Source organism: Rhodococcus sp. OK519 (assembly GCF_003051005.1).
Taxonomy (GTDB): domain Bacteria; phylum Actinomycetota; class Actinomycetes; order Mycobacteriales; family Mycobacteriaceae; genus Prescottella.
In genome coordinates this window covers 434,267-461,225 of sequence record NZ_QAOW01000003.1, presented here as the reverse complement: position 1 = coordinate 461,225, position 26,959 = coordinate 434,267, and the positions used below count along the sequence as shown (strand labels likewise).

Sequence of the window (26,959 nt, the reverse complement as noted above, 5' to 3'; positions counted from 1 at the left end):
GGCGATCGGGCCGGCGGGAAGGAGTGTGTGCGTGCGAGCGGTTCCGGAGGCAGGCACGGGCGACGCGACGGAAACGTCGGTCGGCTCATCGCGCAACCGGTGGTGGCCACTCTCCCCGCGGCACGTGCTCGCTCTCGCCGTCGCGCTCGTCGCGCTGCAACTGGTGGTGCGCGGTGTCGTCGCCTTCGCGGGGGACTTCTACTGGGACGATCTGATCCTCGTCAGCCGCTCCGGCCAGGCCTCGATGCCGTCGGGTGCCTTCCTTTTCTACGACCACGACGGACACTTCATGCCGGCCGCCTTCCTCGCGGCCTGGATCGCGACGACGGTGGCGCCGCTGAACTGGGCGGTGCCGGCGATCATGCTGCTCGTATTGCAGGCAGGGGCCTCGCTCGCGGTGCTGCGGGTGCTGCGTCTGCTGATGGGGACCCGCGCCGTCCTGTTGCTGCCGCTCACGTTCTACCTATTCTCGCCGTTGACGCTGCCGTCGTTCGCGTGGTGGGCGGCCGGCCTGAACTCGCTGCCGATGCAGATCGGTCTCGCGTGGGTGGCGGGTGACGCGATCCGCCTGTGCCGGACCGGACGACCGAGGTTCGCCGTGTCCGGCGCCGTCGTCGCCGCACTGTCGTTGGCGTTCTTCGAGAAGTCGGTGCTGGTCCCGCTCGTCGCATTCGCCGTCGTGGTGCTGATGTACCGCGTCGACGGGGTGGCGCGGCCGGTCCGCTCGGCGCTGTCGAAGGGTCGGGCGTTGTGGATTCCGCTCGTCGCCGTCGTCGCGTGCTGGGCGGCGTCGTACCTCGTGTTCACCGAGTCGCGCTTCGTGCTGCCCAGTGCGACGCAAACCGTCGGACTGGTGCACCACGGCACGTCGCTTGGCCTGATCCCGACGCTGCTCGGTGGGCCGTGGGGTTGGGATCGCTGGCCGCCGAGTCCGCCGTGGACGACGCCGCCGACAGTGCTGGTCGTGCTGGGCTGGGTGGCGGTCGCGGCGGCGCTCGGGTGGTCGCTGCGCTACCGGAAACGCACCGGTGTGGTGTGGCTGTCGATGGTCGCGTACGTCGCGGCCTCAGAGGCCGCGATGGTGCTGACCAGGTCCGGTCCGGACACCGCCTACGAACTGGCCCAGACGCTTCGGTACGTCGCCGACAGCGGAGTCGTGCTCGCGATCGGCTGGGCGCTGATCGTGCGGGCTCCGCGTCGCGAACACGTCCGACCGCTGTCGAAGGTCCCTCCGGTGGTGGTGGCCGCGCTGGTCGTGCTGTTCGTCGCGAGCAGCCTGTGGTCGACGATCACGTTCGTCCAACGCTGGCGCGACAACCCGACGGTCGACTATCTCGCGCATGCCAGGCAGTCGCTGGCCGCCAACCCGGACACACCGCTGCTCGATCAGCCGGTATCGATCTGGGTGCTCCTGCCGGTCGCGTACCCGCACAACACGACCAGTCACCTCTTCGGTCCGCTGCGTGACCGTCCCGAGTTCGCCAGGCACACCGACTACCTTCAGTTGCTCGACGATTCGGGACGCCTGATCCCCGCAGCCGTGACCGCGACCCGAAATATCGGGCAGGGCCCGGAGCCGGGCTGCGGGTACCGGATCGAGGGCGGAGGCGCGGAGGTGCCGCTCGACGGTCCGCTCATCGACTGGGAATGGACGGCCCAGCTCAACTACTTCGCGAGCGCCGACGGTGTCGTCGAGGTGGGCCTCGACCGGAGCGACGACACCGTGACGGTGCCCGTCGAGGCCGGGCTGGGCCAGGTGTTCGTGCGTTTGTACGGCGCAGGCGAGGCGCTTCGCGTCACGCCCGGAACTCCGGGGCTGGAACTGTGTGTGGGCGCCGGGCCCATCGGATCCGTCGTCGGGGCGCCGAAGGCGGGATCGTGAGGGACACTCGGCCCTCCAGTCGCGCGGAGGTCGGCTATCTCCCCGCGCTGACCGGTCTCCGCGCGGTCGCGGCGCTGCTCGTGATCGGCGCCCACGCAGCCTTCTGGACGGGCCGGTACACGCCGGATCTCGCGGGCGGCGCGTTCTCCCGGCTCGAGATCGGCGTCGCGGTGTTCTTCGTCCTGTCCGGATTTCTGCTGTTCCGTCCGTGGCTGCGGACGGCGGCGGGTCAGCGGGAACTGCCGTCGACCCGGACCTACCTGTGGCATCGGGTGCGACGCATCCTGCCCGCGTATTGGATCACCGTCATTGTGACGTACGTGATCTACCTGTTCCGGGACGATGCGGGTGAGACGGGTCTCGGCTGGTCGGGGTTCGCGCGCAACATGACGCTGACCCAGATCTACGGGGCCGGTCACCTGCACACGGGCCTGACGCAGATGTGGAGTCTCGCGGTCGAGGCGACGTTCTACCTGCTGCTGCCGCTGATCGGTTGGTTCGTGGTGGTGGTCGTGTGCCGCCGACGTTGGCATCCGGTCCGGTTGGCGGTCGCGTTGCTCGTCCTCGTCGCGATCAGCCCGCTGTGGACGCTGATCACCCACCACACCGACATCACCTTCACCGCCCGGTTGTGGCTGCCCGGTTTCGTCGCGTGGTTCGCGGGCGGCATGCTCCTCGCGCTGGCCTCGGTCACGGTGAAGCGCTGCAATCCGTACGGGATGGGACTGCTGGCGATCTACTTCCTGCTGCTCGCCTGCACGCCGCTGGCGGGGGAGGCGACGATCGTCCCGGCGGACGCTGTCGCCGCATCGACGAAATCCATGCTCTACCTGCTGTTCGCGACGGCGCTGATGGCACCGCTCGTGATCGGCGATCGTCCCGGCCCGCTCGGACGCCTGTGTTCGTCGGCGCCGGTGGTGTGGCTCGGGGAGATCTCCTACGAGGTGTTCCTCGTGCATCTGGTGGTGATGGAGTTCGTCGTCGAGATGCTCGGCTACCGCACGTTCCAGGGTTCGACCGTCGGAGTCTTCGTGGTCACCGTGGCTTTCTCCGTCCCGATCGCGTGGGCGCTGCACCGGACGTCGGAACGGCTGCTGCCCACCGGCCCGCGCGAGGAACGGCGGGCGATGACGATCGCCTCGCGCGACGCGGGGGTCGCCGACGATGCCGGGATGCCCGAGCCGAGCCGTGATCGGAGGAACCCGCACGACCCGGGGTCGTCGGCGAAGGTTGCAGATCTGCGACGGTGACGCGCGCGGGAGTGTTCGCTTCAGGCGTACAGCGCGCGGGAAACGAATCCGCGACCTGCGGCGTTGAACACTTCGAGCAGGTCCGGTCCACCGATTTGACGGGTGGAGGAGCGGCAGGTCCGAAGGCAGCCCACTAGAGTATGAGGTGGGGTCGTGGAACCTTCATCGGTTCCGGGGGCCGTCAGCCTGTTGTGCCGGAGCGAAACGCGGCGGGGAGTGTCGAGACGCAGGTCTCGGAACTGTTTGCCGGAGAGTGTGAGGGAGAGCGATGTTCGAGAGGTTCACCGATCGCGCGCGGCGCGTCGTCGTCCTGGCCCAAGAAGAAGCCAGGATGCTCAACCACAACTACATCGGCACGGAACACATCCTGCTGGGCCTCATCCACGAGGGTGAAGGCGTGGCGGCGAAGTCGCTGGAGTCGTTGGGTATCTCCCTCGAAGGTGTCCGCAGCCAGGTCGAGGAGATTATCGGCCAGGGCCAGCAGGCCCCGTCCGGTCATATTCCCTTCACTCCGCGTGCCAAGAAGGTCCTCGAGCTCAGCCTCCGTGAGGCGCTGCAGCTCGGCCACAACTACATCGGCACCGAGCACATCCTCCTCGGTCTGATCCGTGAGGGCGAGGGCGTCGCCGCTCAGGTGCTCGTCAAGCTCGGCGCCGACCTCAACCGTGTGCGTCAGCAGGTCATCCAGCTGTTGTCGGGCTACCAGGGCAAGGAGCCCGCCGAAGCGGGCGGCACCCGTGGCGAGGCCGGTACCCCGTCGACGTCGCTGGTTCTCGATCAGTTCGGCCGCAACCTCACGCAGGCCGCCCTCGAGGGCAAGCTCGACCCGGTCATCGGCCGCTCGAAGGAGATCGAGCGCGTCATGCAGGTGCTGAGCCGCCGCACCAAGAACAACCCTGTCCTCATCGGTGAACCGGGCGTCGGTAAGACGGCCGTCGTCGAGGGCCTCGCGCAGGCCATCGTCAACGGTGAGGTCCCGGAGACCCTCAAGGACAAGCAGCTCTACACGCTGGACCTGGGTTCGCTGGTTGCCGGCAGCCGCTACCGCGGTGATTTCGAGGAGCGCCTGAAGAAGGTGCTCAAGGAGATCAACACCCGCGGCGACATCATCCTGTTCATCGACGAGTTGCACACCCTCGTCGGTGCGGGCGCGGCCGAGGGCGCCATCGACGCGGCCTCGATCCTCAAGCCGAAGCTGGCTCGCGGTGAGCTGCAGACCATCGGTGCCACGACCCTCGACGAGTACCGCAAGTACATCGAGAAGGATGCCGCCCTCGAGCGCCGGTTCCAGCCGGTGCAGGTCGGCGAGCCGACGGTCGAGCACACCATCGAGATCCTCAAGGGCCTGCGCGATCGCTACGAGGCGCACCACCGCGTCTCGATCACCGACAGCGCGCTGGTTGCGGCGGCCACACTGGCCGACCGGTACATCAACGACCGCTTCCTGCCGGACAAGGCCATCGACCTCATCGACGAGGCCGGCGCCCGAATGCGCATCCGCCGGATGACCGCTCCGCCGGACCTGCGCGAGTTCGACGACAAGATCGCCGACGCCCGCCGCGAGAAGGAATCTGCGATCGACGCGCAGGACTTCGAGAAGGCCGCGAACCTCCGCGACAAGGAGAAGACCCTCGTCGCGCAGCGTGCCGAGCGCGAGAAGCAGTGGCGTTCCGGTGACCTGGACGTCATCGCCGAGGTCGACGACGAGCAGATCGCCGAGGTGCTGGGCAACTGGACCGGTATCCCGGTCTTCAAGCTCACCGAGGAGGAGACCACGCGTCTGCTCCGCATGGAGGAGGAACTGCACAAGCGGATCATCGGCCAGGAAGACGCCGTCAAGGCCGTCTCCAAGGCGATCCGCCGCACCCGCGCCGGCCTGAAGGATCCGAAGCGTCCGTCCGGCTCGTTCATCTTCGCCGGCCCGTCCGGTGTCGGTAAGACCGAGCTGTCCAAGGCGCTCGCCAACTTCCTGTTCGGTGACGACGACGCACTCATCCAGATCGACATGGGCGAGTTCCACGACCGGTTCACCGCGTCGCGTCTGTTCGGTGCCCCTCCCGGCTACGTCGGCTACGAAGAGGGCGGTCAGCTCACCGAGAAGGTGCGCCGCAAGCCGTTCTCGGTGGTCCTGTTCGACGAGATCGAGAAGGCACACCAGGAGATCTACAACACCCTCCTGCAGGTGCTCGAGGACGGTCGTCTCACCGACGGTCAGGGTCGCACGGTTGACTTCAAGAACACGGTGCTGATCTTCACCTCGAACCTCGGTACTTCGGATATCTCGAAGGCTGTCGGCCTGGGCTTCACCTCGGGAACCGGCACCGAGTCGAACTACGAGCGCATGAAGCTCAAGGTCCACGACGAGCTCAAGAAGCATTTCCGCCCCGAGTTCCTCAACCGCATCGACGACATCATCGTCTTCCACCAGCTGTCTCGCGACGAGATCATCCAGATGGTGGACCTGATGATCGCTCGCGTCGAGAAGCAGCTGAAGAACAAGGACATGGATATCGAGCTGACCGCGCAGGCGAAGTCGCTGCTCGCGAAGCGCGGGTTCGATCCGGTGCTCGGTGCGCGACCGCTGCGTCGCACCATCCAGCGCGAGATCGAGGACCAGCTGTCGGAGAAGATCCTCTTCAACGAGCTCGGCGCAGGTCAGATCGTTCTGGTCGACGTCGAGGGCTGGGACGGCGAAGGCGCCGGAGAGAACGCGAAGTTCACGTTCCACGGAGCCCCGAAGCCGGTCACGGTTCCGGACTCGCCGGCCGAGGCTCTGGCAAATGCCGGTGACACCCCGTCCGAGGGTGGTTCGGCCGAGTAGGTTCACGCAGAACGACGCCCCGCGAGCATGTGCTCGCGGGGCGTCGTCGCATTTGAGGCCGGCACCACCGACTCATGGTCGAACTGTGCAGTTCTGCCTCTCCGACACCGAACTCGTGATCAACGTGACATGGGCGGCCCGGCGGGTCCTGTCCGCCCCGAACAGCGCCGCCTCCTGCCGGGCCCAACGGGTCCAGTGCGGTCGGAACATCTCTCCGTCGCGCCGCAGAGCACGTCGCATCCGTTCGTCCGGGTCGCCGTCGACGAACACCCGGACCGCGTAGTACTCGCGTGCAGTGCCACAGGTCGACCCCGCGCCCTCGACGACCAGATATCGATGACGGCGAACCGCCCGCCACTCCGCGAATCCGCCGCGATGCCAGTCGTAGCGCCGATAGCGGGGGATCCGGCCGTGTAGGGCAGGGGAGAGAACCCAGCGGACGAGCCGTGGAACCGAGGCGGCCAGGCCGTCCCAACCTGGGTACAGGTCGTCCATCCGGACGATCGGGGCGGCGTCGAGCGCTGCGGCCACCTGATCGGCCAGAGTCGATTTCCCGCTGCCCGAGGGGCCGTCGATTCCGACCAGGATCGTCCCGCGCTTTCCGTGCCTTCGCGGACGTCGACGAAGCGCGGCGTGCGCCAACGCGACGGTTCGGGCTGTGCCCTCGGCGAATGCCGGGAGGATCGGGTCGTCGACTGTCATGATCAGCACGCTATGCCAGTCGCGGGCCGACTCTCGTCGCATCGGCATTTCGGTGCACGCGACCGGCGTCGATGGTGTGGACTGACCGCATGACATCCGCAGCGGTCGGGACCCGTCCCGCGCGGGCCGCGTTCGTCCTTGCGGCTCTGATACTCGTTGCGGCCGTCGCGAACCTGAACCTGGCGGTGGCCAACGTCGCGTTGCCCGACATCGGTCGGGCATTCGACGCCAGTCAGACCCAGTTGAACCTGATTGCCGTCGGCTACTCCGTCGGGCTCGCCGGTTCGGTGCTCTATCTCGGAGCCCTCGGAGACCGGTACGGGCGCAAGATGATGCTGGTACTCGGCATGGTGCTGTCGCTGCCGGCCAGTGCGATCGCCGCGTTCGCACCGAGCATCGAGGTGCTCGTCCTTGCCCGACTGCTCGGTGGCGTCGCGGCCGGTATGGCCTTCCCGACCACACTCGCGCTGATCACGGCACTCTGGTCGGGGGCGGACCGGACCAAGGCGATCGCCTTGTGGTCCGCGATCGGGGGCGGCATCTCGTCGCTCGGGCCGCTCGTGTCGGGGGCGCTGTTGCAGTCGTTCGAGTGGGGATCGGTGTTCCTGGTGACCGTGCCGCTCGCACTGGTCGCGTTGTGGGCTGCGGTTCGCTTCGTGCCTGGCCACGTCAACGAGTCGACCGATCCCGTGGACCATCTCGGCGGGATCGTCTCGGTGATCCTGGTGGCGGCTCTGGTACTGGGCATCAATTTCGCCCCGGTCGCCGGAATGCGTGCGACGGCACTTTCCATGCTGCTGGTCGCCGCCGCTGCCGGGGTGGCGTTCGGAATCCGGCAGCTGCGGGCAAAGTACCCGCTGTTCGACCTGCGAGTGGCCCGCCGGCGAATCTTCTGGGTGGCGGCGATCGCCGGCATCGTGGTGTTCGGAACGCTGATGGGGACCCTGTTCATCGGTCAGCAGTTCATGCAGAACGTGCTCGGGTACTCGACGCTGGCGGCAGGCTCCGCCGGTCTGCCCGCGGCGGCCGTCATGGTGGTGGTCGCCCCGCAGTCGGCCAAGCTGGTCGAGTCTCACGGCGCCCGGTTCACGCTGCTGCTCGGATACGCGGCAATCGTCCTGGGGCTGGTGGTGGCGCTCCTGCTCTGGAAGGAAGACGCACAGTATTGGAAGATCGCGCTCGGCTACATGTTCCTCGGCGCGGGCGTCGGACTGGCCGGTACCCCGGCCTCGCATTCGCTGACCGGCTCGGTGCCGGTGTGGCGTGCCGGGATGGCGTCGGGCACTGCGGACCTGCAGCGCGATCTGGGTGGTGCCATCGTGCAGTCGGTGCTCGGCGCGCTGCTCACCGCCGGATACGCGGCTTCCTTCGCTGCCGCGATTGCCGCCAGTCCGCAGGCGAGGGGCGTCGGTGACGAGACCCAGGCCGCTCTGGAGAAATCGTTCGCAGGTGCCGAGAATGTCGCGGAACGGTACCCGCAGTACGCGAGTGTGATCGAAAATGCTGCCCGCACAGCCTTCCTCGACGGAGACTCCCGCGCGTACGGCGCGGCGATCGCGATCGTCCTGGTCGGCGCGGCGCTCGTCTTCTTCGCCTATCCGCGCCACGACCGGGAACGGGAACTGCTCGCGCACTATCGCGAAATCGATGAAGCTGCCGAGCACGCGGATCTGTGAGACCGAGAACGCCGACCCGGCCCGGGTCAGCGGTGCCTGCCGGGAATCCTCACCGTTCCGGGCGCCGCCGGTTTCATGAACAGCGCCGCGATCAGGAAGCACAATGCCCCGACCAGGGTGCCGAGGTTCGCGGCCACGGCGCTCTCCGGTCGGTGGGTGCCCGGAACGATCACTGCTCCCACCGCGGAAATCCCGAACGCGACCGATCCGGTCACGTTGAGCCAGGTGCTGATCCAGTTGCGGGCGTGTGGATCCCACAGTCCGTCGACGTCGGTGGTGGCGACCACGGCAAGGCCGCTCGAGACGAGGAAACACAACGAGCCGAACACGTCGGGTTGCCAGACGAACTCGTGGTGCTCGCGGAGCGACAGGCTGTGCACGAGCGCGGCTCCGGTGCTGACATTGAACAACAGCGTGCCGACGAACTGGACGAGCGCCGACCACCAGTCGTACCGGTCCACACGCGAGGTCGAGGCGGTGGGCACCACTCGTCCGCTCAGTCGCAGTTGGACGAATGCGGCGCCGGTGAAGAACAGCGACCCCGCGAAGTAGGTGAGGTTGTCCGCCTCGCTGCCCACGGCTGACGTGTAGCCGGGGAAGGCGCCGAGTACGAACAGGCTCGAGCCGCACGCGAAACCGAGGGACTCCCGCCGTAGCCCGACGTTCTCCAGCTGCCCCATGTGATCCCACGATAGGGGGTAGTTTGCGAGAAGGACCTAGACCTGACGACGAGAGGGGATCTGCACATGCCCACACGTACCGCGCGTACCGCTTGGAACGGAACACTCGAAAAGGGTTCGGGTCAGGTGGAACTCACCAGTTCCGGGACCGGCACGTTCGAGGTCTCCTTCCCGAAACGGGCGGCGGACGACGCCGGTGGCACGACCAGTCCCGAGGAACTGATCGCGGCGGCGCATTCGTCCTGCTACGCGATGCAGTTGTCGGCGCTGATCGGTGAGGCGGGCGGGACGCCGCAGAGTCTCGACATCCGCGCCGACGTCTCGCTCGGACCCGACGATCCGGGGTTCAAGCTGACCGGGATCGTGCTCACGGTGCGCGGCGAGGTAGACGGCCTGGACGCTGCGGGGTTCGCCCGCGTCGCCCAGGCCGCCAAGGAGTCTTGCCCGGTGAGCAAGGCCCTGACCGGCGTCGACATCACGCTCGACGCCGCGCTCGAGTAGCCCCCTGTGGCGAGCGCTCGAACGTGTTGGGGCGGTGAGGTCCGTCCTCAGCTGCGTTCGAGCCTCGCCCGGACCTGCTCCATCTTCGCGCGCAGTTCGTCCTGGCTCACGACTCCGCGATCCAGGAAGGCGTGCGCCGTGGTGATGGCGGACCGTGAACGGACCGGGAACTCGCTGTAGACGGTCTCGCCCAGCTCGTCCTCGGTGTGCCGGCGTTCGAGGTTGTCCCACGATCCACGCCACGACAGGCACTCGCAGGTGGCCTGCATCGCGGACTCCCACGGTTCCGGCTTGCGGTCGGTGTCGTCGAGGTCGCCGGCGCGTTCGCTTCCGGGCGGCAGCGTTCTCAGGATGACCTCGTAGCCTTGGGTCGCCGTCACTTGCCACCTCCAGCCGACGGCGCCTTCGACGCGTCCCAGTCTGTCGAGGGCAGCGCCACACCGATCATGGTGTCCCGGGTGACGATCTTCTCGAGCTGCTCCTCGGACCAGCCCTCGGTGCCCTCAGGGCGCATCGGCATCACCATGAATCGGGACTTCTGGTTCGAATCATGCACGCGCACTTCCACATCTGACGGGAAGTGCAGGCCGAACTCGGCGAGTACCTCGCGCGGACGTCGAACCAGGCGACGCCGGTAGTTCGGTGTCCGATACCAGTCCGGGGACATGCCGAGCACCGGACGCGGATAGCACGAGCACAGGGTGCACACGATCACGTTGTGCACCTCCGGCGTGTTCTCGAGGACGTAGAAGAAGGTGTAGTCACTGGGTGTGCCGGTGCCCGTCGGGTCCGTCCAGTCGATGCCTACCTCCTTGCACGTCTCGGTGCCGTTCTCGAGCAGACGCTTCTTGAACTCGGGATCGGTCCAGGCCTTGGCGACCAGCTTGGAACCGCCTGACGGGCCGATCGATTCGGCCCACTCGGAGAAACGCCTGTGGTCCTCGGTGGAGAAGAGGCCCTTCTCGATCGCGAGTTCCCGCAGCGCGAGTTCGAGCACCTCGAACTCGCTGATCTCTTCCGAAGCCTGGATGGGGGCGTGTGGATCCTTGCCCGAATGGCTGTGCGAATCGCTCACTTCTCCTCCTCCTATCTATTTGTTCTTGCCTGCGGGCCGGAGCCAGCCTTCGGCACACTCGGTCTCGAGAGTGTCGATGGCGAATCCCGTGTAGCGCGGCCACAGGTCGGTCTGCTTGAAACGGACGACGTAGAACGGTTCCTTGCGTCCGGTCTCGAGCTTGTCGAACGCCTCGTCCTCCGGAATCACCCAATCGGGACGGTGCTCGACGACGGTGCCTTCCTGATTGCGCACGAAAGCCTGTGTGCGGGTGTGGAAGAGGCTCGTCTGGTCCTTGACGACCACGCGGTCGCCGACCTTGAACTTGGGGGTCATTTCCGCTCCTCCTGAAGGCGGGCGCGCACCTGGTCGATGCGGTCGCAGAGTTCGTCGAGGGGAATGAGGCCCTTGTCGACCATCACCTTCGCGGCGACGGTGAGCCAGCGGGCGTAGTAGGGGTAGCCGAAGTATTGCGTCTCGCCGAGATCGACTTCGGCCCGCCGGCGCATCTCCGAGTTCCAGGAGCCACGCCAGCCGAGGCATTCGCACGTGACGTAGGTGTTCATCTCCCACGCCTCTTCGCCCTTCTCGAGGTACGGGACCGAGAGCGCGGGCTGTCCGCCGACGTCGTGCAGGACGTGTCGCAGAACGTCGTACTGCGCGTTGGTGATCGTGTACGGCGAATCCCGCACGTCGTGTTCTGCCGGAGCGATCTTGGCCAGACCGTCGGTGAGCGTCTGGAATCGAGCCTGATGTGCGGTGGTCATGGAGGTCTCCCTTCCATGTGGGTTCGGGGTTTTGTCCTGGTCGTTCCGAATCCTCGCCAGTGCCCCTCCTACGGTCGCGTGGTCCTGGTCGTCGCCTTACCCTCGGCGGCGGGAGAGATCCGTTCGGGTGTCGGCGTGGCCTGGGCCCGTTCGGTGAGGAAGGCGAAGGCGAGACCGAGGCAGAGCCACAGCGTCGCCTGCGTCGCCATCGACGAGATCCTGAACTCCCACAACAGGGTGGCGGGGAAGTCTTCTCCCACTTCGTTCACGGTGGGGAGAAGCAGGTAGCCGACGGTCACGATTGCGAGGAAGGTCAGAGCTGAGGCGGCGAGACGTACTGTCCAGTATCTCTGGGAGACAAGGACTTTTGCGACGTATACCGCTGCGCAGACTGCGAAGAGTCCCAGCACGAGTGCGGCAAGCCACAGCCAGGTTCGTTCGTTGATCGTGTCGGGGTCTCCCACTGCCGGCGGGTTGGCCGGGTACTTGAAGAAGGGCACCGCCTCGACGGCGAGCCAGCCGGCGCCCGCGAGACCGAGCACCAGCAGCGGGCCCGAAAGAGTCGTGAATCTTCGCGCGTAGTGAGCGACGACCCCGAAGATGGCGCCGATCGCGATTCCCGCGAGGGTGGTCGCCAGGAACAACCCGGCGCGTTGTCCGTCCCGGGAGACGAGTGGGTCGTCATCGTGCGAGTGCGCCGGTGTAGCTGCATCGTGGGGCTCCGCCGGGGCGGATGTCGATTCCTCGATGGCGATGGCCGCCGCGACATGTGGTTCCCCGAGCGCGAAGGCGACGGCGCCGGTCAGGAGGCCGGCGATCAGGCCGGCGAGGAGACCGCGCAGAAGCAGGCTCTTGAGCGACCCCGCTAGTGGCATGGGAGCCCCAGAAGGTGGCGACCGTCGTGCATCAGTTCGTGCATGTACATACCGGTGCGCGAGATGGCGCCCTGATCGAATCCGACGAGGTAGAGGGTGAGCAGAGCGAGGAGCACGACGCCGACCGCGACGAGTGCGATGCCGAGCGATTCGATTGCCCTGTTGGGACTGTGGACGAGAGTCATGGGTTCCTCCTGGGGTGCGCCCCGGACGATCGGGTCGGAGGACGTGCCGGGTTCCGATGCAGCACCGTGCGAGCGGCACCGCGAACCCGGTGGACCAGGATCCGGGGCGGCGAACAGCCTTGGGCGACAGCGGTCCGGTCGATCGAGTGTGTTGCCTGCTCTCCGTCGATCGGAAGCCAACCCCGACGCTACCGCGCAGCTTCGGCCGTCGCGCGTAGTTGTGCGCTTCGCACAACTGCGGGCCGGTCGACGCGCGGAGGCGGTGTGGTTCGGCGACCCCTCGACGCCGAACCACACCGCCATCGGTTCTGACCGATCGCTACTGCAGCAGAACCGATTCACCGCCCGAGAAGACCGAATCGTGAACCTCGAGCACAGCCGGTGCAACGCCGGCCGGTACGTCGAACACGATCGCGGCATCGATGGAGTTGCCGGGATTGATCTGCTCGAACGGCGTGCCGCTGTCGAGGGTCATGGTGGCCATGTCGTCCACCGAGTACTGCCGTCCCTGCGCGTCGACCAGCTTCTGGGCCGACGTTGTGAAGCTCTGCTCGCGATCACCGATGTTGCGGACGGTCATTCGCACGAGGACGAACTGCCCCTGGGCCCGCTCGGTGAGGTACTCGTTGGTCCCGACGCTCGGCACGCCCGCCTCGACCCCGTGCACGACGAACTCGAACTTGCCGTCGCGAACCGGCGTTCCGATCCGGACATCGGACGGTGCCTCGACGGCCGCGCCTGCCTCGCGCGCCTCCTGCGCGGGCCCGTCCCCGGATCCGCTGGTCGCGGCGGTGATCGCGATGATCGCCACGGCGACCACCCCGAGTGAGGTCAGCACCTTGTGCCGGGCGAACCAGCTCTTGCGGGGCGGTTCCTGCGGAACGTAGCCGGGCTGCGGCGGGTGGGGGTACTGCTGCGGAGCGCTCACCGAGCTTCCTTTCGACGGTCGTGGATCGCCGCCCGGTGGCGGCGTTTCGTTGATCTGCTTCGAGCACATCGCAGCGACACCCGCGGTGTCTTCCTCCCGTCGGAGGAACCTCCTCCTCATTTCGTACCTGTTCGTGCCGCCGAGTCCCACCTATGTCGGATGTCGGGATGTCGGTGAAGCTGCGTACCGTGCTCTTCGTGAAATCCGAGAGAGCCGAGAGGATTCGGCGTCGCGTCTGGACCGTGCTCGCGGTCTCGTTCAGCGTCTTCTGTTCGCTGATGACGGTGGGGCTCGCGTCGATGTCCGCGAACACGCCGGCCTGGAACCACGGCATCGGGCTCATGCTGAACCTCGCTGCCGGTGTGGCGCTGGTGTGGCGGTACGAACGTCCGTGGTTGGTACTGGCGGCAGCGCTCGTCGGTCCGATCGCGTTCGAAACCGATGCCACGGCAGCGCTCATCGCACTTTTCGCCGTCGCGCGCCTCGTGCGTGGATACCGGTTGGCCGGTGCGGCTGTCGCTGTCTGGGTGGCGTGTGCGGTGTCGCTCCTCTACGACGCCTACCGACTGCGCGACTACTCGGTTCTCACGATCGGCTCACAGAAGCCCGAGGACGGCAGTCCGATGAACCAGTACGTCGTGTCGGCGTGGATCCCGTTGCTGGTGGCGACGATCCTGGTCGGTCTGGTGCTGGCGTCGGCGGCCGTGCTCCGCACCCGTAGCGCGCTCGTGGAGGCCGAGCAGGTGCGGGACGCGGCGACCGAACGGAGCGACGTGATGCGCGACGAGATGATCCGCGCGGAGGAGCGCACGCGGATCGCGAGGGACATGCACGACACTTTGGCGGCGGGCCTCAGTCGCATCTCGTTGTTCGCGGGTGCCCTGCAGGTCAACGCTGCCGACAACCCGCAGAAGGTCGTGAACTCGGCCGCCCAGATCCGGTCGACCGCACACGAGGCGCTCGACGACCTCAAGGGCATCGTGGGGGTGTTGCGCGGTACGGGTGGCCCGCGGAGTTCGGCGGGGCATCAGGGCATCGACTCGGTGCCGCAACTGGTCCAGGCGGCCCGGGCCGCCGGCATGCACTGCACGCTCGCCACAGATCTGGCGCCGGGAGATGTCGGCGTGCTGGCGGGACACGTCTGCTTCCGCGTCGTGCAGGAGTCGCTGACCAATGCCCAGAAGCATGCCGCAGATCAGGTCGTCGCGATCTCGCTGGAGGGTGCGCCCGAGCGCGGCATCCAGATCCTGGTGCGCAACTCGTTGAGCGGAAGCGTGACCGGTGCAGGTGTCGGTTCTCGGACCGGGCTGCGGGGTCTCGCGGAGCAGGCCCAGGAGATCGGCGGGACGGTGGAGGCAGGCCGGCTCGAGTCGGACTTCGTCGTGAGGTGCTGGGTTCCGTGGTCCGCCTGAACAGCCGGAATTGTCGGTGTCGGCAACTATTCTCTGAGCATTATGGGAGACCTTGGGGGAATCACCGTTCTGATCGTCGATGACGATCCGTTCGTTCGACGGGGGGTAGCGGACATTCTCGATCCTGCGCAGGACATTTGTGTGGTGGGGTGCGTGAGCGACGGGGACGAGGTCCCGGCCGCGGTCGCTTCGATGAAGCCCCACGTGGTGCTGATGGATCTCAAGATGCGTCGGGTGGGTGGGCTCGAAGCGACTCGCCGACTGATGGAGTTGCAATCGCCTCCGAAGGTCATCGCGATGACCGCGATGGATGTCGACGATCTCGTCGTGAAGGCCGTCGCTGCCGGCGCGCACAGCTTTCTCAGCAAGGACGAATCGCCGCTGACGTTCCATCAGTCGGTCCGGGTGGTGGCATCCGGTCACACGCTCTTCAGTCCGGAAGCGTTGCGGCGCATCGTGTCCGAGCGCGGTATGCCGCAGTCCGCCGGGCCTGATCTGAGCAGGCTCACCGAGCGCGAGCGTGAAGTACTCACGGTGTTGGCCGAGGGGGAGTCGAACGCCGACATCGGGCGGCGATTGTTCATGGGGGAGACGACCGTGAAGTCGCACGTGTCGGCGATCTTCGACAAGCTCGGTGTGCGGAATCGAGTCGAGGCGGCGCTGCAGGCGTTCCGGGCGGGGCTGGTCGTCTGACGGCCCGCAGCCCCCGGGGATCGGGCTCCCGATCGCGGTGTTCGTCTGATTTCCGCAGGTCGTGCGCTATCGGGCGGATTGCGACTCGCGCAAGTAACTGGACCGTGATAGATCTAGTGACCTAGATCACACATTCAGTGGAGTGACGGCTGTCGGGGACGTCGGATCGCGAGAAAGGGAGGGCCCATGGGGAGCCTGAAGATTCACCCTCAGATCCGCATCGACGAGTACACCAAGTCCGGTGTCTGGACGCAGGACACCGTCCAGCAGTTGCTGGCCGACAGGGTGCGCGAACGGGGTAATCAGCTCGCAGTCGTCGACCCGGTGGACAAGTCCGATTACGTGGACGCGGTCCCCGGCCGAATCACGTGGGCCGAGTTGGACGGCGAGGTCGATCGGCTCGCTGCGACCCTGTTGCGGTCCGGCGTCCGTGCGGGTGAGGTGATCGGCGTCCAGCTTCCCAACACCATCGAGCAGGTTGTAGTCATCCTCGCCGCGTGGCGGATCGGCGCGATCGTCTCACTGCTCGCGATCGAGTCCGTCGAACGCGAGATCGTCGAACTCTGCAACGAATCGTGTGCGAGTGCGTTCGTCACTGCTGCCCGGATCGGGTCCAATCACGTTGCTGAACGGGTGATCTCGGCGCGATCGCAGATCCCGACCATGCGGACAGTGTTCAGCTACGGTGTCGGCGTCCCTGACGGTGTCGTAAGGATCGGTCACGGCGTGCCCACCGCCGCGGATGCGGCCGAAGTCGCCGCGAACGGCGCAGTCGACCGCGCCGCGCCCGACGACTGCATCGCCATCTGCTGGACGTCCGGCACCGAGGGCGCCGTGAAGGGTGTGCCGCACGCCCACTGCGAGTCCCTCGCCCACGCGCGCGGTGTGGTCGAGGCGGCCGGGCTCACAGCCGACGACGTGGTCCTCAATCCGTTCCCGATGATGACTTCGGCGGGGATCATCGGGACGATGCTGCCGTGGCTGTCGACCGGGTGCATCCTGGTTCAGCATCAGCCGTTCCGCCTGGACGTATTCGTGCGACAGATCGCCGAGGAGAAGGTCACGTACACGGCCGGGCGTCCCTCGATGCTGGCGTCCGTCGAGTCCTGTGAGGGGCCTGCCGTGGATCTGTCCACCCTCACCCGGGTCGGCGTGGGTGCAGGACATCTCGCGCCGGAGACGGTGCAGCGCTGGCGGGATCGGCACGGTGTTCAACTCGTCAACTTCTTCGGCACGATCGAGGGCGTGAGCCTGCGGTCGGATCCGGATGCCCGCTCGTCGGATCACCCGCGCGCGCTGCTGTATCCCCGATGCGGCGACGGGCGGGGCACGGTGCTGAAGCTGGTGGATCAGCAGACCGGGGCCGAGATCACCGAGCCTGGAGTCCTCGGGGAACTGCGGGTGACGGGCCCGACGGTGTTCGCGGGGTACCTCAACCCCGCACGTGATCGCGATCCGTTCGATGCGGAGGGGTTCCTGATGACCGGCGACCTGTTCGTCATCGACGGACCCGACGACGCGTACCTGAGGTTCGTCGACCGCGCCTCGGACATCATCCGGCGGGGCGGGGTGCGGATCGGGTCGGTCGACCTCGAGGTGATCATCGCCGAGCATCCGGCGGTGTCCGAAGTGGCCGTGATCGGCTGCCCCGAGGGGCGCGTCGGTGAGCAGGTTGTCGCTGTCGTCGCGTGCTCGCCCGGTGCCGTCCTCAGTCTCGAAGAGATCGTGCAGTTTCTCGAGGATCGCGGTGTCGATCCGGGCGAGACGCCGCAGCGACTCGTCATCGCCAAGGGGCGCGCGGGCCTGCCGCGCAGCAGTACGGGCAAGGTCCTCAAGCGGGTGCTCCGCGAGGAACTCGGCAGGGGCTGACCGGGGTCACACGGCGCGCACGGAACAACACGTCGCCGCCGTGTGTTCGAATGCGTCGTGACCATCGAGAACAATGCCCCTGCCGTGCACGCTGGAACCGAGTCCGCTCTGCCGACCGTCCTGATCGAGGTGTGGTCGGACATCGCCTGCCCGTGGTGCTACATCGGGAAGCGCCGCTTCACGGATGCCCTCGACCAGTTTCCGCACCGGGACCGGGTGTCGGTGGTGTGGCGCTCGTACCAGCTCGCGCCGGACACTCCGGTGGGTGCGCGGCGCGGTGAGCTCGAGGCACTGGTCGAGCACAAGGGCATGCCGGCCGACCAGGTCCGTCAGATGTTCGCGCACGTCGCCACGACCGCGGCCGCCGACGGGCTGGTCATGGACTTCGACACCGTGATCGCGGCCAATACCTTCGATGCACACCGCCTGCTGCACCTGGCGGGGGAGCGGCGTGACGTACTGCTCGAGGCGTTGTTCCGTGCGCACTTCGCGGACGGGAAGGTGATCGACGACCGCGCCGTGCTGGTCGAGATCGCTGCGACGGTCGGGATGGACGGCGCCGAGGTCGCTGCGGCGCTCGACGGCGATGCCGCCGCCGATGTGGTGCGGGCCGACCTCGACGCTGCCAAGGAGCTTCGGGTGTCCGGGGTGCCGTTCTTCGTCGCCAACCGCCGCCTCGCGGTGTCGGGTGCGCAGCCGCAGGACGTGTTCGGCGAGTTGCTTCGTCAGGCCTTCGAGGATGCGGAGGGCGAAACCAGTGCAGCCCTCGGCGGGGAGGCCGAGGGCTGCAACGACGACTCGTGCGCGATCTGAGCTAGCGGATCGTGCGGCGGGCGGCGCGTTCGGTGAGGAATGCGAACGCCAGCCCCAGCGCTAGCCACAGGCTTGCCTGTGTCGCGAGGGACGAGATGCGGAACTGCCACAGCAGGGTGGCGGGGAAGTCCTCGCCCACCTCGTCGATCCCGGGCAGCGTGATGTACCCGATGGCGACGACCACGAGGAACGCTGCCACCCGGGCGATGACGCGGGCCGTCACCAACTGCTGGTTGCGCAGAGCGCGGCCTGCGTACACGGCTGCCGCCACCGCGACGAGACCGAGGATCACCGACGCGAGCCACAGCAGGGTCCGCTCGTTGATCGTCTCCGGATCGCCGACGGCCGGTGGGTTGGCCGGGTACTTGAAGAACGGCACGGCTTCGATTGCGAGCCAGCCGCATCCAGCCACCACGATGGCGAGGAGGGGACCCGCCATCGTGGTGAACCGGCGTGCGTAGTGCACGACTACGGCGAAGATCGCGCCCAACGCGAGACCGGCGAGGCCGGTGGCCAGGAACAGGCCGAATCGCTGACCTGTGCGACTGACGAGGGCATCGTCGCCGTGTGCATGACCCTCAGGCTCAGCGGATTCCGCAGCTTCGGTGTCGTGCGGTGCCGCCTCGCTCGCGTGGTGATCCGTCTCCGGTGCGGCAGCGGATTCCTCGAGAACGATCGCGGACTGCACGTGGGGTTCACCGAGTGTGAACGCGACGGCACCTGCCAGCAGGCCTGCGATCAGGCCGGCCAGCAGGCCACGGAGGAGGAGGGTCTTGAAGGTCTCGGTGATCGTCGTCAGTGGTTTCAATGGCACGGCACACCCAGCAGGTGACGACCGTCATGCATCAGTTCGTGCATGTACATGCCACTGCGGGAGATTGCGCCCTGGTCGAATCCGACGAGGTAGAGCGTGAGCATCGCGAGCAGTACGACTGCCGCGGCGATGAGTGCGACGGTGGCCGTCTCGGCCGATCTGTCGGGTGAATAGGCGATTGCCATCGGTGCCTCCTGGGATTTCGCGTCCCGCTAGGTCCATGCGATGGCCGAGGTGTCTGGCTCCCGAGGGTGTTCCCTCGATCACAGTGGCGCGACCGCTCCGGAATGACACCGGATTACCGTCGACCCATCGCTCTGTCGAGCGAACTTTGGCACCATGCAGGTCACGGTGTCAATCGAGCGATTGACACCGTGACCGGTATGTCTTGTATGGGCGATTCTCGCCCGAGCTGCGGGCAGTGAATCAGGATTCGCGGAATCAGGATTCGCGCTTGGCCGCCACGTCGAGCACGACATCGAACTCGAGCAGTGAGGCGCCCGTGGCGACAGGCTTCGCGCGCTCGCCGGCGTGGGCCTCGCGAGCCGGGCCACTCGCCCACGCCTGGAACGCCTCGTCGGACTCCCACTGCGTCACCACGAAGTAGCGGTTGTCGCCCTTCACCGGACGCAGGAGTTGGAACCCGAGGAATCCGGGCGAATTCTCGACCGCGTGGGCGCGGCTCGCGAACCGCTTCTCCAGTTCGGGGCCGGCGCCCTCGGGTACCTCGATTGCGTTGATCTTCACGACTGCCATGCCCGCGAGGGTACTCCCGAGGCAGTTGTCCTCCCCTGTACCGCGGGCATTCGGCTACCGTCGATCCCGTGTTGCACGACGAGGGTGGGGCGGGGCGGCCGATACTGCTCCTGCACGGGCTGATGGGAAGTTCACGGACGTGGTCGCGGCATGTTTCGTGGCTGCGCGAACACGGCCACGTCTACACGTTCGACGCAGCCGGTCACGGTCGTCCGATCGACGGCGATCCGACGACGGAGTTGTTCGTCGATGACCTCGCCGCCGCGCTCAGCGATTTCGACGGGCTGGACGAGCCGCTCACCGTGATCGGCCATTCGATGGGCGCGCTGCACGCGTGGTGCTTCGCCGCTGCGCATCCCGACCGGGTCCGGGCGCTGGTGCTCGAGGACATGGCCCCGGACTTCCGCGGCCGCACCGCGCAGGACTGGGCGGCAATGGTTTCCGCGTGGCCGCAGCCGTTTCCCAGCGAGGAGTCGGTGCTCGAGTTCTTCGGGGAGGTCGCGGGCCGCTATTTCCTGGACTCGTTCGAGCGACGCGCCGACGGCTGGTACCTGCACGGCAGTGTCGCGACCTTCCGGGACATCTCGGAGGAGTGGGGCACGCGCGACTTCTGGGAGCAGTGGGATGCGGTGCGGGCGCCCGCGCTGCTCATCGAGGGCGAGTTCACCATCACCCCCGAGGGGCAGATGAAACGCATGCTCGACGGCCACGACGCGCAGTACGTGTGGGTCGCCGACGCCGGACATCTGGTCCACGACGATCAGCCCGGGCGGTACCGCGATGCGGTCGAGGAGTTCTTGACGTCCCTCGGATGAGGGCGTCAGTTCCCCTCGCCGGCCAGGGCGAACAGGCCGTCCTCGGTCTGCTCGATCAGCCCGTCGACCAGCAGTGAGTCCAGCGCGCGGTCGCGCTGGCCGGGGTCGCTGAGCCACACGAGATCGAGTTGGGCGCGCTCGACCGGATGCGCGGTGCCCCGCAGCACGTCCATCAGCTTCCCGCGCACCTGGCGATCGGTGCCGGCGAACTTCTGCACCTTGCGCGGCTCGCCGGCGTACGCGGGTCGGCCCGCCTCCACCCAGGTACAGCGGGGCAGGGGACAGGCGTCGCAGTCCGGGGTGCGGGCGGTGCAGACGGTGGCACCCAATTCCATCAGCGCGGCCGAGAAGCGGGCTGCGCGTTCGCGGGTGCGGGGCAGGAGTGCGTCGACGTCGGCCATGTCGCGTTTGGTCGACGGGTTGCCCTGATCGGCGCGGCCGTGCACGGCCCGAGCGACGACCCGTCGAACATTGGTGTCCACCACGGGAACCCGCTGTCCGTACGCGAAACATGCGACCGCGCGGGCGGTGTAGTCGCCGATGCCCGGCAGGCTCAGCAGGACGTCGACGTCGGTGGGGACGGCGTCACCGTGTTCCGCCGCCAGGACGCCTGCGCACTCGTGCAGGCGGAGCGCCCGCCGCGGGTAGCCGAGCTTGCCCCAGGCTCGCAGGACATCCGCCTGGCTCGACGCCGCCATCAGCGACGGCACCGGCCACCGCCGGACCCATTCCTCCCAGATCGGGGCCACACGGACGACCGGTGTCTGCTGCAGCATGATCTCGCTCATCAGGATCTGCCAGGCGGTCACACCTTCGCGGCGCCACGGCAGGTCGCGTGCCTGTTCGCCGTACCACCGCAGTAGCGCCGCACTGTCCACTGACGTGGAAGCCACCGAAACTCTCACCACTTTCTGTTCGTCCCTAAGGCATTCGTCAGGTCCGCCGAGACGCCGAGCGGCGAAGGGTGCACAATTGCCTCATGCCCAATTCCAACCCGATCTCCGCTTGGAAGGCCCTCAAGCAGGGTAACGAGCGCTTCGTCAGCGGAACCCCGCTGCATCCGAGCCAGGGTATTGCCGACCGGGCGAAACTGGTCGACGCCCAGTATCCGACCGCGGTGATCTTCGGTTGCGGCGACTCCCGTGTCGCCGCCGAGATCATCTTCGACCAGGGCCTCGGTGACACATTCGTCGTCCGCACCGCCGGTCACGTGATGGACAGCGCGGTCCTCGGCTCCATCGAGTACGCCGTCGCGGTCCTCAAGGTTCCGCTGGTGGTCGTGTTCGGCCACGACAGCTGTGGTGCCGTCAAGGCCACGCTCGACGCCCTCGACAACGGCAACATCCCGGCCGGCTTCATTCGCGACGTCGTCGAGCGCGTTTCGCCGTCGATCCTGATGGGCCGCCGCGAGGGTCTGACCACCGTCGACGAACTCGAGGGCCGCCACGTCGTCGAGACGGGTTCGCTGCTGATGCAGCGATCGCGGATCATCTCCGAGGCTGTCGAGGCGGGCAAGTGCGCCATCGTCGGCGTCACCTACAAGCTGTCCGACGGCGACATCAAGCTGCAGAGCGTGGTCGGCGATGTGGGTGAGACCGTCGACTGACGTGAACCCGGGGCGACACGCCGAGTGTGCTGATGCGGGTGTTGTATTCGTGGAATTACGGTTGAGCCGTGCTTGAACCGAACGGACCGCTTCCCCCGGAGATCTACTGGCGTCGGCGGGCGCTCGCCATCGGCAGCGCCGTCGTGGCGCTCGTGCTGATCGTGTGGATCGTCCTGTCCATCGGTGGCGGCGACGACGAACCCGAGTCGGCTGCCGCCGCGGCTTCGTCCGAGCTGACGGAACCGAACGCGGCGCCGGACGCGTCGGAGTCCGCCGATCCGTCGGCGACCGACGCCTCGAGCGCCGGAGCGTCCAGCACCACGACGGCGCCGAGCACCACCACCGGCAATCCGTCCAAGGAGTGCACAGACCAGTCGCTGGCGCTGAGAGTGACTCCCGATCTTCCGCAGTACAAGGCTGGGGAAGAGCCCGGATTCACGATCGCGATCACGAACATCGGCACCAGCACGTGCGAGCGCGACCTCGGATCGAGCCTCCAGCAGGTGCTCGTCTACTCCCTCGACGGCAAGGACCGGCTGTGGTCCAACGTCGACTGCTTCCCGTCCGCGGCTCCCGAGGTGCGGACGCTGGAGCCGGGCAAACAGGCCGGTTTCACCGTCAAGTGGTCCGGTAAGACGTCTGCCCCGGGTTGCACCGCGCCGCGTGAGGCGGTCGCACCCGGGGGTTACACAGTGGTGGGACAGCTGGGGTCCCTGCGCAGCAGTCCGGAGCCGTTCAACATCGCCTGACGTGCTGTGTCGGGGCTGACCGGCCGACTAGTCGTACGGGCCGCTGATCGACGCCTCGGCGAGCCGCGACAGGCCCTCCCGGATGTGCCTTGCCCACAGGCCGCCGATGCCGTCGACGGACTGCAGGTCCGCGGCGGTGGCTGCCAGCAGACCCTGCAGCGTTCCGAACGAGCTGACGAGGCGATGGATCTGCATGAACTGCAGGCGGGGCACCCGGGTGAGCACGCGGTAACCGCGGGGGCTCATGGGTGCATCGAGCGCCTCGATCGTGCCGGGGTAGCCGAATGCCCGTGCGAGCGTCGTGAGGTCGAGTAGATCCACGTCGGTGAGCTTGTCCATCGCCGCGAGCGTGTTCTCCACCGCGGTCGCGGATGCGGGCTCGCTTCCTGCCAGGTAGTCGCGGACCATCAGCTGGCGGACGGTGTCGTTGTCGCCGACGAGATCCTCCAACTGCAGGGCGAGCTGGCGACCGTCGGTGCCGAGTTCGAGCACGTCCTGCTCGATCTCGACCGAGACGCGGCGAACCATCTCGAGCCGCTGTACCACCGTCAGAGCGTCGCGCAGCGTCACGAAGTCCTCGATCTCGACCACCGACAGCTGCCGAGTGACCTCGTCGAGGCGCGACTTGTACCGCTCGAGGGTGGCCACCGCCTGGTTCGCACGCGACAGGATGGTTTCCGACGCGTTGATGACGTGTCGGATTCCGCCGACATACACGCTGACGATGCTCATCGACTGGCTCACCGACACGACCGGATACCCGGTCTGGATGGCGGTGCGCTCGGCCGCGCGGTGCCGGGTGCCCGATTCGACTGTCGGGATCCGATGGTCCGGAACCAGCTGCACGTTGGCGCGGAGGATGCGGGTGCCGTCCGTCGACAGCACGACGGCGCCGTCCATCTTCGACAGCTCGCGCAAGCGCGTCGGCACGAAGTCGATGTCGAGTTCGAAGCCGCCGTCGCACAGTTCCTCGACCTGCTCGTCGTAGCCGAGCACGATCAGTGCGCCGGTGCGCCCGCGCAGGATGCGTTCGAGCCCGTCGCGGAGGGCGGTTCCGGGGGCGAGGCGGGCGATGGTTTCGCGGGTGTCACGTGACGCAGTCGACGGCGGCACATCGGTCATCGCGAATCCCCCTGGTGCGGTCGACGTCACATCTTGCCGTGCCGCATACGGGCCGCGGTCGGGCCGCATCTACATTACCTAGTTGTGAGCAGTACTTGGACCTTGCCCGATGACCTCGTTCTTCCGGAGCTGCCGGATTGGTTTCCCGTACCCGGGGAAGCACTCCCGCAGCACTGGTCCAAGTGCTTCGGATGTGGTGACGACCAGCCCGCCGGCATGGCGATGAGCTTCCAGGCCGGTGAGGAGCTGGCCGTCACGGGCCGCCTCGAGGTGGCCAACCGCTATCAGGGCGGCCCCGGAGTGATCCACGGCGGCATCCTGTCGACCGCGTTCGACGAGGTGCAGGGCATGGCGTGCATGGTGCTCGGCGGCCCCGTCGTCACGGCGCACCTGGAGATCGACTTCGCTCGCCCCATCCCGCTGAGTTCGGTGTTGCAGTTCCGGGCGCGACTCGAAGGCACCGTGCGCCGCAAGGCGTACACGACCTCGGAGGCGTTCATCGTCGAGGGCCCCGGCGCCGATCCGGAGACTCCGGTCGCGACGTCGCGGGGCCTGTTCCTGACCGTGAATCCGGAGCACTTCGCGCCCACCGCGGCGTTCGTCGACGGCGAACCCTCATCGCCGTTCGGTACCTCCGCGGTCTGACGCCCCGCTCTTCGACACGGATAGAGGGGTTGATCTCGGCTGCCACTCCATGCTCGGCACGGAGTTGCTCCAGTGTCGGCCGACGATGTTCTGTCCCGAAAGGCCTAACTCAGGCTCAGCGCCCGGAGTGCGTCTCCCACGTTGGCGACCTCGATCGAGCGGATACCCTTCGGCACGTCACCGGAGTCGACAGGGACCACCGCGCGCGTGAATCCCAGGCGTGCGGCCTCGGCGACCCTGCGGGCCACGCCGGACACCCGTCGGACCTCCCCGGCCAGCCCCACTTCACCGAGCACGACGGTGCCCGCCGAAATCGGCCGGTTCTTGCCCGCCGACGCGACCGCGACCGCGAGGGCCAGGTCGCACGACGGGTCCGTCATGCGCATCCCTCCGACCGTCGCGGCGTAGACCTCCTTGTCGGACAGCTTGATGCCGTGGCGGCGTTCGAGGACCGCCAGCACCATCGACACGCGTGCCGAATCGAGCCCACTGACCGCGCGGCGGGGCGACGGGTTGTTGGTGGGCGCGACGAGCGCCTGCACCTCGCCGAGTAGCGGGCGCTTGCCGTCCATCGTGACCGTGACGGCGGTACCGGACACCTCGTCGGCCCGATGGTGCAGGAACAGCCCGGACGGGTCGCTGACACCGACGATGCCGTCCTCGCGCAGTTCGAAGCAGCCCACCTCGTCGGCCGCGCCGAATCGGTTCTTGATGCCTCTGACCATGCGCAGGCTCGAGTGCTTGTCGCCCTCGAAATGCAGGACGACGTCGACCAGGTGCTCGAGCGACCGCGGTCCGGCGACCGCGCCGTCCTTGGTGACGTGACCGATCAACAACACGGGCACACCGCTGGCCTTCGCGAGTGATGTCAGTGCGCTCGTGATCGCCCGCACCTGGGTGACACCACCGACGACACCGTCGACGTCGGCGGCGAGCATGGTCTGTACCGAGTCGACGATCAACAGTGTGGGGCGGACCTGCTCGACGTGTCCGAGGATCGTCGCGAGGTCGGACTCCGCGGCCAGGTACACCCGTTCGTGCACCGCGCCGGTGCGGTCGGCGCGCAGGCGCACCTGCCCGGCCGACTCCTCACCCGTGACGTACAGGGCCCGGTCGTCGGCGCTGCGGCACGCCCACCGGTGCACGACCTCGAGCAGCAGGGTCGACTTGCCCACACCGGGCTCGCCGGCCAGCAGCACGACCGACCCGGGCACGACGCCGCCGCCGAGCACGCGGTCGAGTTCGTCGACCCCCGTCGCCTTGGCCTGGGTCGCCTTGCTGTCGATCTGGGTGATCGGCGTCGCGGGAGTGGACGGCAGGAGCGCCGCCGCGCCGGCTCGGGCCAGTGACGCGCCGGGCCGGGACGCGACCGCCGCGAGGACCGGGGCCTCGTCCATCGAGCCCCACGTACCGCACTCGGGGCAGCGGCCCACCCACTTGGCCACCGTGTACTGGCACGACGAACACTTGAAGCTGGATTTGGGTTTGGCCACCCGCGAATCCTAGTGGCCCGCACAGACAGAAAGGCCCGGGCGACGGTGTCGCCCGGGCCTTCCCGAAGTGCTGTGGATCAGTGATGACCCTCGGCCACGTCCGGAGACTTGTCCGACTCGTGGCGCTCGACCAGCGGGCCGGCGTCGACCGGAACCTGCACGACGATGTCGCCGGCGTTCTCGAACGTGAAGATGACCGGGAAGGTGAGGCCCGGGCGGACGCCCTCGCGGATGTCCTCGAGCGTGACGTCGATCAGGCTGACGTGCTCGGGTGCCTGCTCGGGCACCGTGACATCCGGGTTGCCGGCGCCGAGAGCAGCCTGCGGCTTGATCTCGAGGGTGCCGTCCTTCTTGTCGATCTTCACCGAGCCGGCGAAGTCCGTCTTGATGTCCTTCAGACGGTCTGTTTTCGACTCGCTGAGGTTGGCAGCGGTGAATGCGAGCGCCGCGTTGCCGCCGGGCTCGATGCTGTATTCCTCGGAGTTGGGGTAGACGACGTGCACGTTGCGCAGTGCGATGTCGCCGCTCGTAGCCTGGTTGCCGTTGATGGCAGCAACCTGGGTCGCGGTCTGCGAGATCTGACCCGCACCGCATGCGGACAGCACGAGCGTCGCGCCGGCAGCGAGAGCGACAGCGGCCAGGACTCGGCGAGTCGGCGACGCTTTGAGAGCAGTCACGGGTTGTCCTCCATGGGTCAGGTTCACAATCCACTAGGCAGAGTAGTAGTCAGCCTCGAGACGCCGCGCGCTGGGTACTCGTTACGAGGTCGTGTCGGGCGCGCAACGGTTGGCGGAGTACAGGATCGGGCGTCCGTGGTGGCGCTCCGGAAGGGCCTTTCCGGGGGGTCGAAA

General features: G+C 67.5%; 29 protein-coding genes. 13 read left to right on the top strand and 16 right to left on the bottom strand.

The genetic code is table 11. The features are described 5' to 3' along the window. Positions 1-31: 31 nt before the first annotated feature. From C8K36_RS12165 to C8K36_RS12155, 3 genes are all read left to right on the top strand, one after another. Positions 32-1,882, top strand: coding sequence for a hypothetical protein (locus C8K36_RS12165; RefSeq protein WP_107984722.1), 1,851 nt, complete (start codon positions 32-34; stop codon positions 1,880-1,882). Continuing rightward, positions 1,879-3,132 (top strand): acyltransferase family protein, encoded by a 1,254-nt coding sequence (locus tag C8K36_RS12160; RefSeq protein WP_107984721.1) that lies wholly within the window; start codon positions 1,879-1,881, stop codon positions 3,130-3,132. The genes C8K36_RS12165 and C8K36_RS12160 overlap by 4 nt, the downstream gene beginning before the upstream one ends. 268 nt (positions 3,133-3,400) lie before the next feature. Beyond that, positions 3,401-5,953, top strand: coding sequence for an ATP-dependent Clp protease ATP-binding subunit (locus C8K36_RS12155; RefSeq protein ID WP_107984720.1), 2,553 nt, complete (start codon positions 3,401-3,403; stop codon positions 5,951-5,953). Between the two features lie 72 nt (positions 5,954-6,025). Here C8K36_RS12155 and C8K36_RS12150 read toward each other — a convergent pair whose 3' ends face one another. After that, positions 6,026-6,655, bottom strand: a complete 630-nt coding sequence (locus C8K36_RS12150) for a (d)CMP kinase (RefSeq protein WP_258195385.1) — start codon at positions 6,653-6,655, stop codon at positions 6,026-6,028. An 89-nt stretch (positions 6,656-6,744) separates the two neighbouring features. Here C8K36_RS12150 and C8K36_RS12145 point away from each other — a divergent pair, with 89 nt between their 5' ends. Continuing rightward, a complete protein-coding gene (locus C8K36_RS12145) occupies positions 6,745-8,331 on the top strand; it encodes an MFS transporter (protein WP_107984719.1) in 1,587 nt (528 codons plus the stop codon). A gap of 26 nt (positions 8,332-8,357) precedes the next feature. Here the strand turns inward: C8K36_RS12145 and C8K36_RS12140 are convergent, their stop codons facing one another. Continuing rightward, positions 8,358-9,011 carry a YrhK family protein gene (locus C8K36_RS12140; protein WP_107984718.1) on the bottom strand — a complete coding sequence of 218 codons (654 nt, stop codon included), beginning with the start codon at positions 9,009-9,011 and terminating at the stop codon, positions 8,358-8,360. Between the two features lie 66 nt (positions 9,012-9,077). Between C8K36_RS12140 and C8K36_RS12135 the strand changes: the two genes are divergently transcribed. Beyond that, positions 9,078-9,512 (top strand): OsmC family protein, encoded by a 435-nt coding sequence (locus C8K36_RS12135; RefSeq protein ID WP_107984717.1) that lies wholly within the window; start codon positions 9,078-9,080, stop codon positions 9,510-9,512. Positions 9,513-9,559: 47 nt separating this feature from the next. Here C8K36_RS12135 and C8K36_RS12130 read toward each other — a convergent pair whose 3' ends face one another. From C8K36_RS12130 to C8K36_RS12100, 7 genes are all read right to left on the bottom strand, one after another. Further along, positions 9,560-9,892 carry an SH3-like domain-containing protein gene (locus tag C8K36_RS12130; protein WP_107984716.1) on the bottom strand — a complete coding sequence of 111 codons (333 nt, stop codon included), beginning with the start codon at positions 9,890-9,892 and terminating at the stop codon, positions 9,560-9,562. Beyond that, positions 9,889-10,587 (bottom strand): thiocyanate hydrolase subunit gamma, encoded by a 699-nt coding sequence (gene scnC, locus C8K36_RS12125; protein ID WP_107984715.1) that lies wholly within the window; start codon positions 10,585-10,587, stop codon positions 9,889-9,891. The genes C8K36_RS12130 and scnC overlap by 4 nt, the downstream gene beginning before the upstream one ends. A gap of 15 nt (positions 10,588-10,602) precedes the next feature. After that, entirely contained in the window at positions 10,603-10,902 is a 300-nt protein-coding gene (locus C8K36_RS25435; protein ID WP_107984714.1) for an SH3-like domain-containing protein, read from the bottom strand. Continuing rightward, positions 10,899-11,333 (bottom strand): SH3-like domain-containing protein, encoded by a 435-nt coding sequence (locus tag C8K36_RS25430; RefSeq protein ID WP_107984713.1) that lies wholly within the window; start codon positions 11,331-11,333, stop codon positions 10,899-10,901. The genes C8K36_RS25435 and C8K36_RS25430 overlap by 4 nt, the downstream gene beginning before the upstream one ends. Positions 11,334-11,401: 68 nt before the next feature. Continuing rightward, positions 11,402-12,208 (bottom strand): CbtA family protein, encoded by an 807-nt coding sequence (locus C8K36_RS12110; RefSeq protein ID WP_107984712.1) that lies wholly within the window; start codon positions 12,206-12,208, stop codon positions 11,402-11,404. Continuing rightward, positions 12,199-12,393, bottom strand: a complete 195-nt coding sequence (locus C8K36_RS12105) for a CbtB domain-containing protein (RefSeq protein ID WP_107984711.1) — start codon at positions 12,391-12,393, stop codon at positions 12,199-12,201. The genes C8K36_RS12110 and C8K36_RS12105 overlap by 10 nt, the downstream gene beginning before the upstream one ends. A 319-nt stretch (positions 12,394-12,712) precedes the next feature. Continuing rightward, a complete protein-coding gene (locus C8K36_RS12100) occupies positions 12,713-13,321 on the bottom strand; it encodes a DUF4352 domain-containing protein (protein ID WP_107984817.1) in 609 nt (202 codons plus the stop codon). Positions 13,322-13,488: 167 nt separating this feature from the next. On the opposite strand from C8K36_RS12100, the gene C8K36_RS12095 reads away from it, so the two are divergent. The 4 genes from C8K36_RS12095 to C8K36_RS12080 all read left to right on the top strand — a co-directional run bounded on the left by C8K36_RS12095 (position 13,489) and on the right by C8K36_RS12080 (position 18,108). Further along, a complete protein-coding gene (locus tag C8K36_RS12095) occupies positions 13,489-14,733 on the top strand; it encodes a sensor histidine kinase (RefSeq protein ID WP_107984816.1) in 1,245 nt (414 codons plus the stop codon). A 42-nt stretch (positions 14,734-14,775) separates the two neighbouring features. Next, positions 14,776-15,426: a response regulator transcription factor gene (locus C8K36_RS12090; RefSeq protein ID WP_107984710.1), complete on the top strand. Its 651-nt coding sequence runs from the start codon at positions 14,776-14,778 to the stop codon at positions 15,424-15,426. 186 nt (positions 15,427-15,612) lie between these two features. After that, the gene (locus C8K36_RS12085) at positions 15,613-17,295 is read left to right on the top strand and encodes a class I adenylate-forming enzyme family protein (protein ID WP_107984709.1); all 1,683 of its coding nucleotides are present in this window, start codon (positions 15,613-15,615) and stop codon (positions 17,293-17,295) included. 63 nt (positions 17,296-17,358) lie between these two features. Beyond that, on the top strand, positions 17,359-18,108 hold the full coding sequence (locus C8K36_RS12080) for a DsbA family oxidoreductase (protein WP_420910878.1): 750 nt from the start codon (positions 17,359-17,361) through the stop codon (positions 18,106-18,108). A 1-nt stretch (position 18,109) separates the two neighbouring features. Here C8K36_RS12080 and C8K36_RS12075 read toward each other — a convergent pair whose 3' ends face one another. The 3 genes from C8K36_RS12075 to mhuD all read right to left on the bottom strand — a co-directional run bounded on the left by C8K36_RS12075 (position 18,110) and on the right by mhuD (position 19,678). Further along, on the bottom strand, positions 18,110-18,922 hold the full coding sequence (locus C8K36_RS12075) for a CbtA family protein (protein ID WP_107984707.1): 813 nt from the start codon (positions 18,920-18,922) through the stop codon (positions 18,110-18,112). Further along, entirely contained in the window at positions 18,913-19,107 is a 195-nt protein-coding gene (locus C8K36_RS12070) for a CbtB domain-containing protein (protein WP_107984706.1), read from the bottom strand. Before C8K36_RS12070 ends, C8K36_RS12075 begins: the two co-directional genes overlap by 10 nt. A 256-nt stretch (positions 19,108-19,363) precedes the next feature. Next, complete coding sequence (mhuD, locus tag C8K36_RS12065) at positions 19,364-19,678, bottom strand: mycobilin-forming heme oxygenase MhuD (protein ID WP_107984705.1); 315 nt, start codon at positions 19,676-19,678, stop codon at positions 19,364-19,366. 68 nt (positions 19,679-19,746) lie between these two features. On the opposite strand from mhuD, the gene C8K36_RS12060 reads away from it, so the two are divergent. Beyond that, positions 19,747-20,493 carry an alpha/beta fold hydrolase gene (locus tag C8K36_RS12060; protein ID WP_107984704.1) on the top strand — a complete coding sequence of 249 codons (747 nt, stop codon included), beginning with the start codon at positions 19,747-19,749 and terminating at the stop codon, positions 20,491-20,493. Positions 20,494-20,498: 5 nt separating this feature from the next. On the opposite strand, the gene C8K36_RS12055 is transcribed toward C8K36_RS12060, so the two are convergent. Beyond that, a complete protein-coding gene (locus C8K36_RS12055) occupies positions 20,499-21,386 on the bottom strand; it encodes an A/G-specific adenine glycosylase (RefSeq protein WP_107984703.1) in 888 nt (295 codons plus the stop codon). 86 nt (positions 21,387-21,472) lie between these two features. On the opposite strand from C8K36_RS12055, the gene C8K36_RS12050 reads away from it, so the two are divergent. Beyond that, positions 21,473-22,099, top strand: coding sequence for a carbonic anhydrase (locus tag C8K36_RS12050; protein ID WP_107984702.1), 627 nt, complete (start codon positions 21,473-21,475; stop codon positions 22,097-22,099). A 68-nt stretch (positions 22,100-22,167) separates the two neighbouring features. Continuing rightward, on the top strand, positions 22,168-22,848 hold the full coding sequence (locus C8K36_RS12045) for a hypothetical protein (protein WP_107984701.1): 681 nt from the start codon (positions 22,168-22,170) through the stop codon (positions 22,846-22,848). Between the two features lie 27 nt (positions 22,849-22,875). Here C8K36_RS12045 and disA read toward each other — a convergent pair whose 3' ends face one another. After that, positions 22,876-23,970, bottom strand: a complete 1,095-nt coding sequence (gene disA / locus C8K36_RS12040) for a DNA integrity scanning diadenylate cyclase DisA (RefSeq protein WP_107984700.1) — start codon at positions 23,968-23,970, stop codon at positions 22,876-22,878. 84 nt (positions 23,971-24,054) lie between these two features. On the opposite strand from disA, the gene C8K36_RS12035 reads away from it, so the two are divergent. Then, positions 24,055-24,615, top strand: coding sequence for a PaaI family thioesterase (locus C8K36_RS12035; protein ID WP_107984699.1), 561 nt, complete (start codon positions 24,055-24,057; stop codon positions 24,613-24,615). Between the two features lie 104 nt (positions 24,616-24,719). Here the strand turns inward: C8K36_RS12035 and radA are convergent, their stop codons facing one another. Together radA and C8K36_RS12025 are read right to left on the bottom strand one after the other, a co-directional pair. Next, a complete protein-coding gene (radA, locus tag C8K36_RS12030; RefSeq protein ID WP_107984698.1) occupies positions 24,720-26,108 on the bottom strand; it encodes a DNA repair protein RadA in 1,389 nt (462 codons plus the stop codon). Positions 26,109-26,185: 77 nt separating this feature from the next. Next, positions 26,186-26,785, bottom strand: a complete 600-nt coding sequence (locus C8K36_RS12025; protein WP_107984815.1) for a hypothetical protein — start codon at positions 26,783-26,785, stop codon at positions 26,186-26,188. Positions 26,786-26,959 lie beyond the last annotated feature (174 nt).

Bases quoted from the DNA above. Each gene is read 5' to 3' on its own strand.
- C8K36_RS12110 (WP_107984712.1), bottom strand. From the start codon at position 12,208: ATGCCACTAGCGGGGTCGCTCAAGAGCCTGCTTCTGCGCGGTCTCCTC.
- C8K36_RS12135 (WP_107984717.1), top strand. From the start codon at position 9,078: ATGCCCACACGTACCGCGCGTACCGCTTGGAACGGAACACTCGAAAAG.
- C8K36_RS12050 (WP_107984702.1), top strand. From the start codon at position 21,473: ATGCCCAATTCCAACCCGATCTCCGCTTGGAAGGCCCTCAAGCAGGGT.
- C8K36_RS12150 (WP_258195385.1), bottom strand. From the start codon at position 6,655: ATGACAGTCGACGACCCGATCCTCCCGGCATTCGCCGAGGGCACAGCC.
- C8K36_RS12090 (WP_107984710.1), top strand. From the start codon at position 14,776: ATGGGAGACCTTGGGGGAATCACCGTTCTGATCGTCGATGACGATCCG.
- C8K36_RS12070 (WP_107984706.1), bottom strand. From the start codon at position 19,107: ATGGCAATCGCCTATTCACCCGACAGATCGGCCGAGACGGCCACCGTC.
- C8K36_RS25430 (WP_107984713.1), bottom strand. From the start codon at position 11,333: ATGACCACCGCACATCAGGCTCGATTCCAGACGCTCACCGACGGTCTG.
- C8K36_RS12095 (WP_107984816.1), top strand. From the start codon at position 13,489: ATGTCGGTGAAGCTGCGTACCGTGCTCTTCGTGAAATCCGAGAGAGCC.
- C8K36_RS12140 (WP_107984718.1), bottom strand. From the start codon at position 9,011: ATGGGGCAGCTGGAGAACGTCGGGCTACGGCGGGAGTCCCTCGGTTTC.
- C8K36_RS25435 (WP_107984714.1), bottom strand. From the start codon at position 10,902: ATGACCCCCAAGTTCAAGGTCGGCGACCGCGTGGTCGTCAAGGACCAG.
- disA (WP_107984700.1), bottom strand. From the start codon at position 23,970: ATGACCGATGTGCCGCCGTCGACTGCGTCACGTGACACCCGCGAAACC.
- C8K36_RS12155 (WP_107984720.1), top strand. From the start codon at position 3,401: ATGTTCGAGAGGTTCACCGATCGCGCGCGGCGCGTCGTCGTCCTGGCC.
- mhuD (WP_107984705.1), bottom strand. From the start codon at position 19,678: ATGGCAGTCGTGAAGATCAACGCAATCGAGGTACCCGAGGGCGCCGGC.
- C8K36_RS12105 (WP_107984711.1), bottom strand. From the start codon at position 12,393: ATGACTCTCGTCCACAGTCCCAACAGGGCAATCGAATCGCTCGGCATC.
- C8K36_RS12145 (WP_107984719.1), top strand. From the start codon at position 6,745: ATGACATCCGCAGCGGTCGGGACCCGTCCCGCGCGGGCCGCGTTCGTC.
- C8K36_RS12085 (WP_107984709.1), top strand. From the start codon at position 15,613: ATGGGGAGCCTGAAGATTCACCCTCAGATCCGCATCGACGAGTACACC.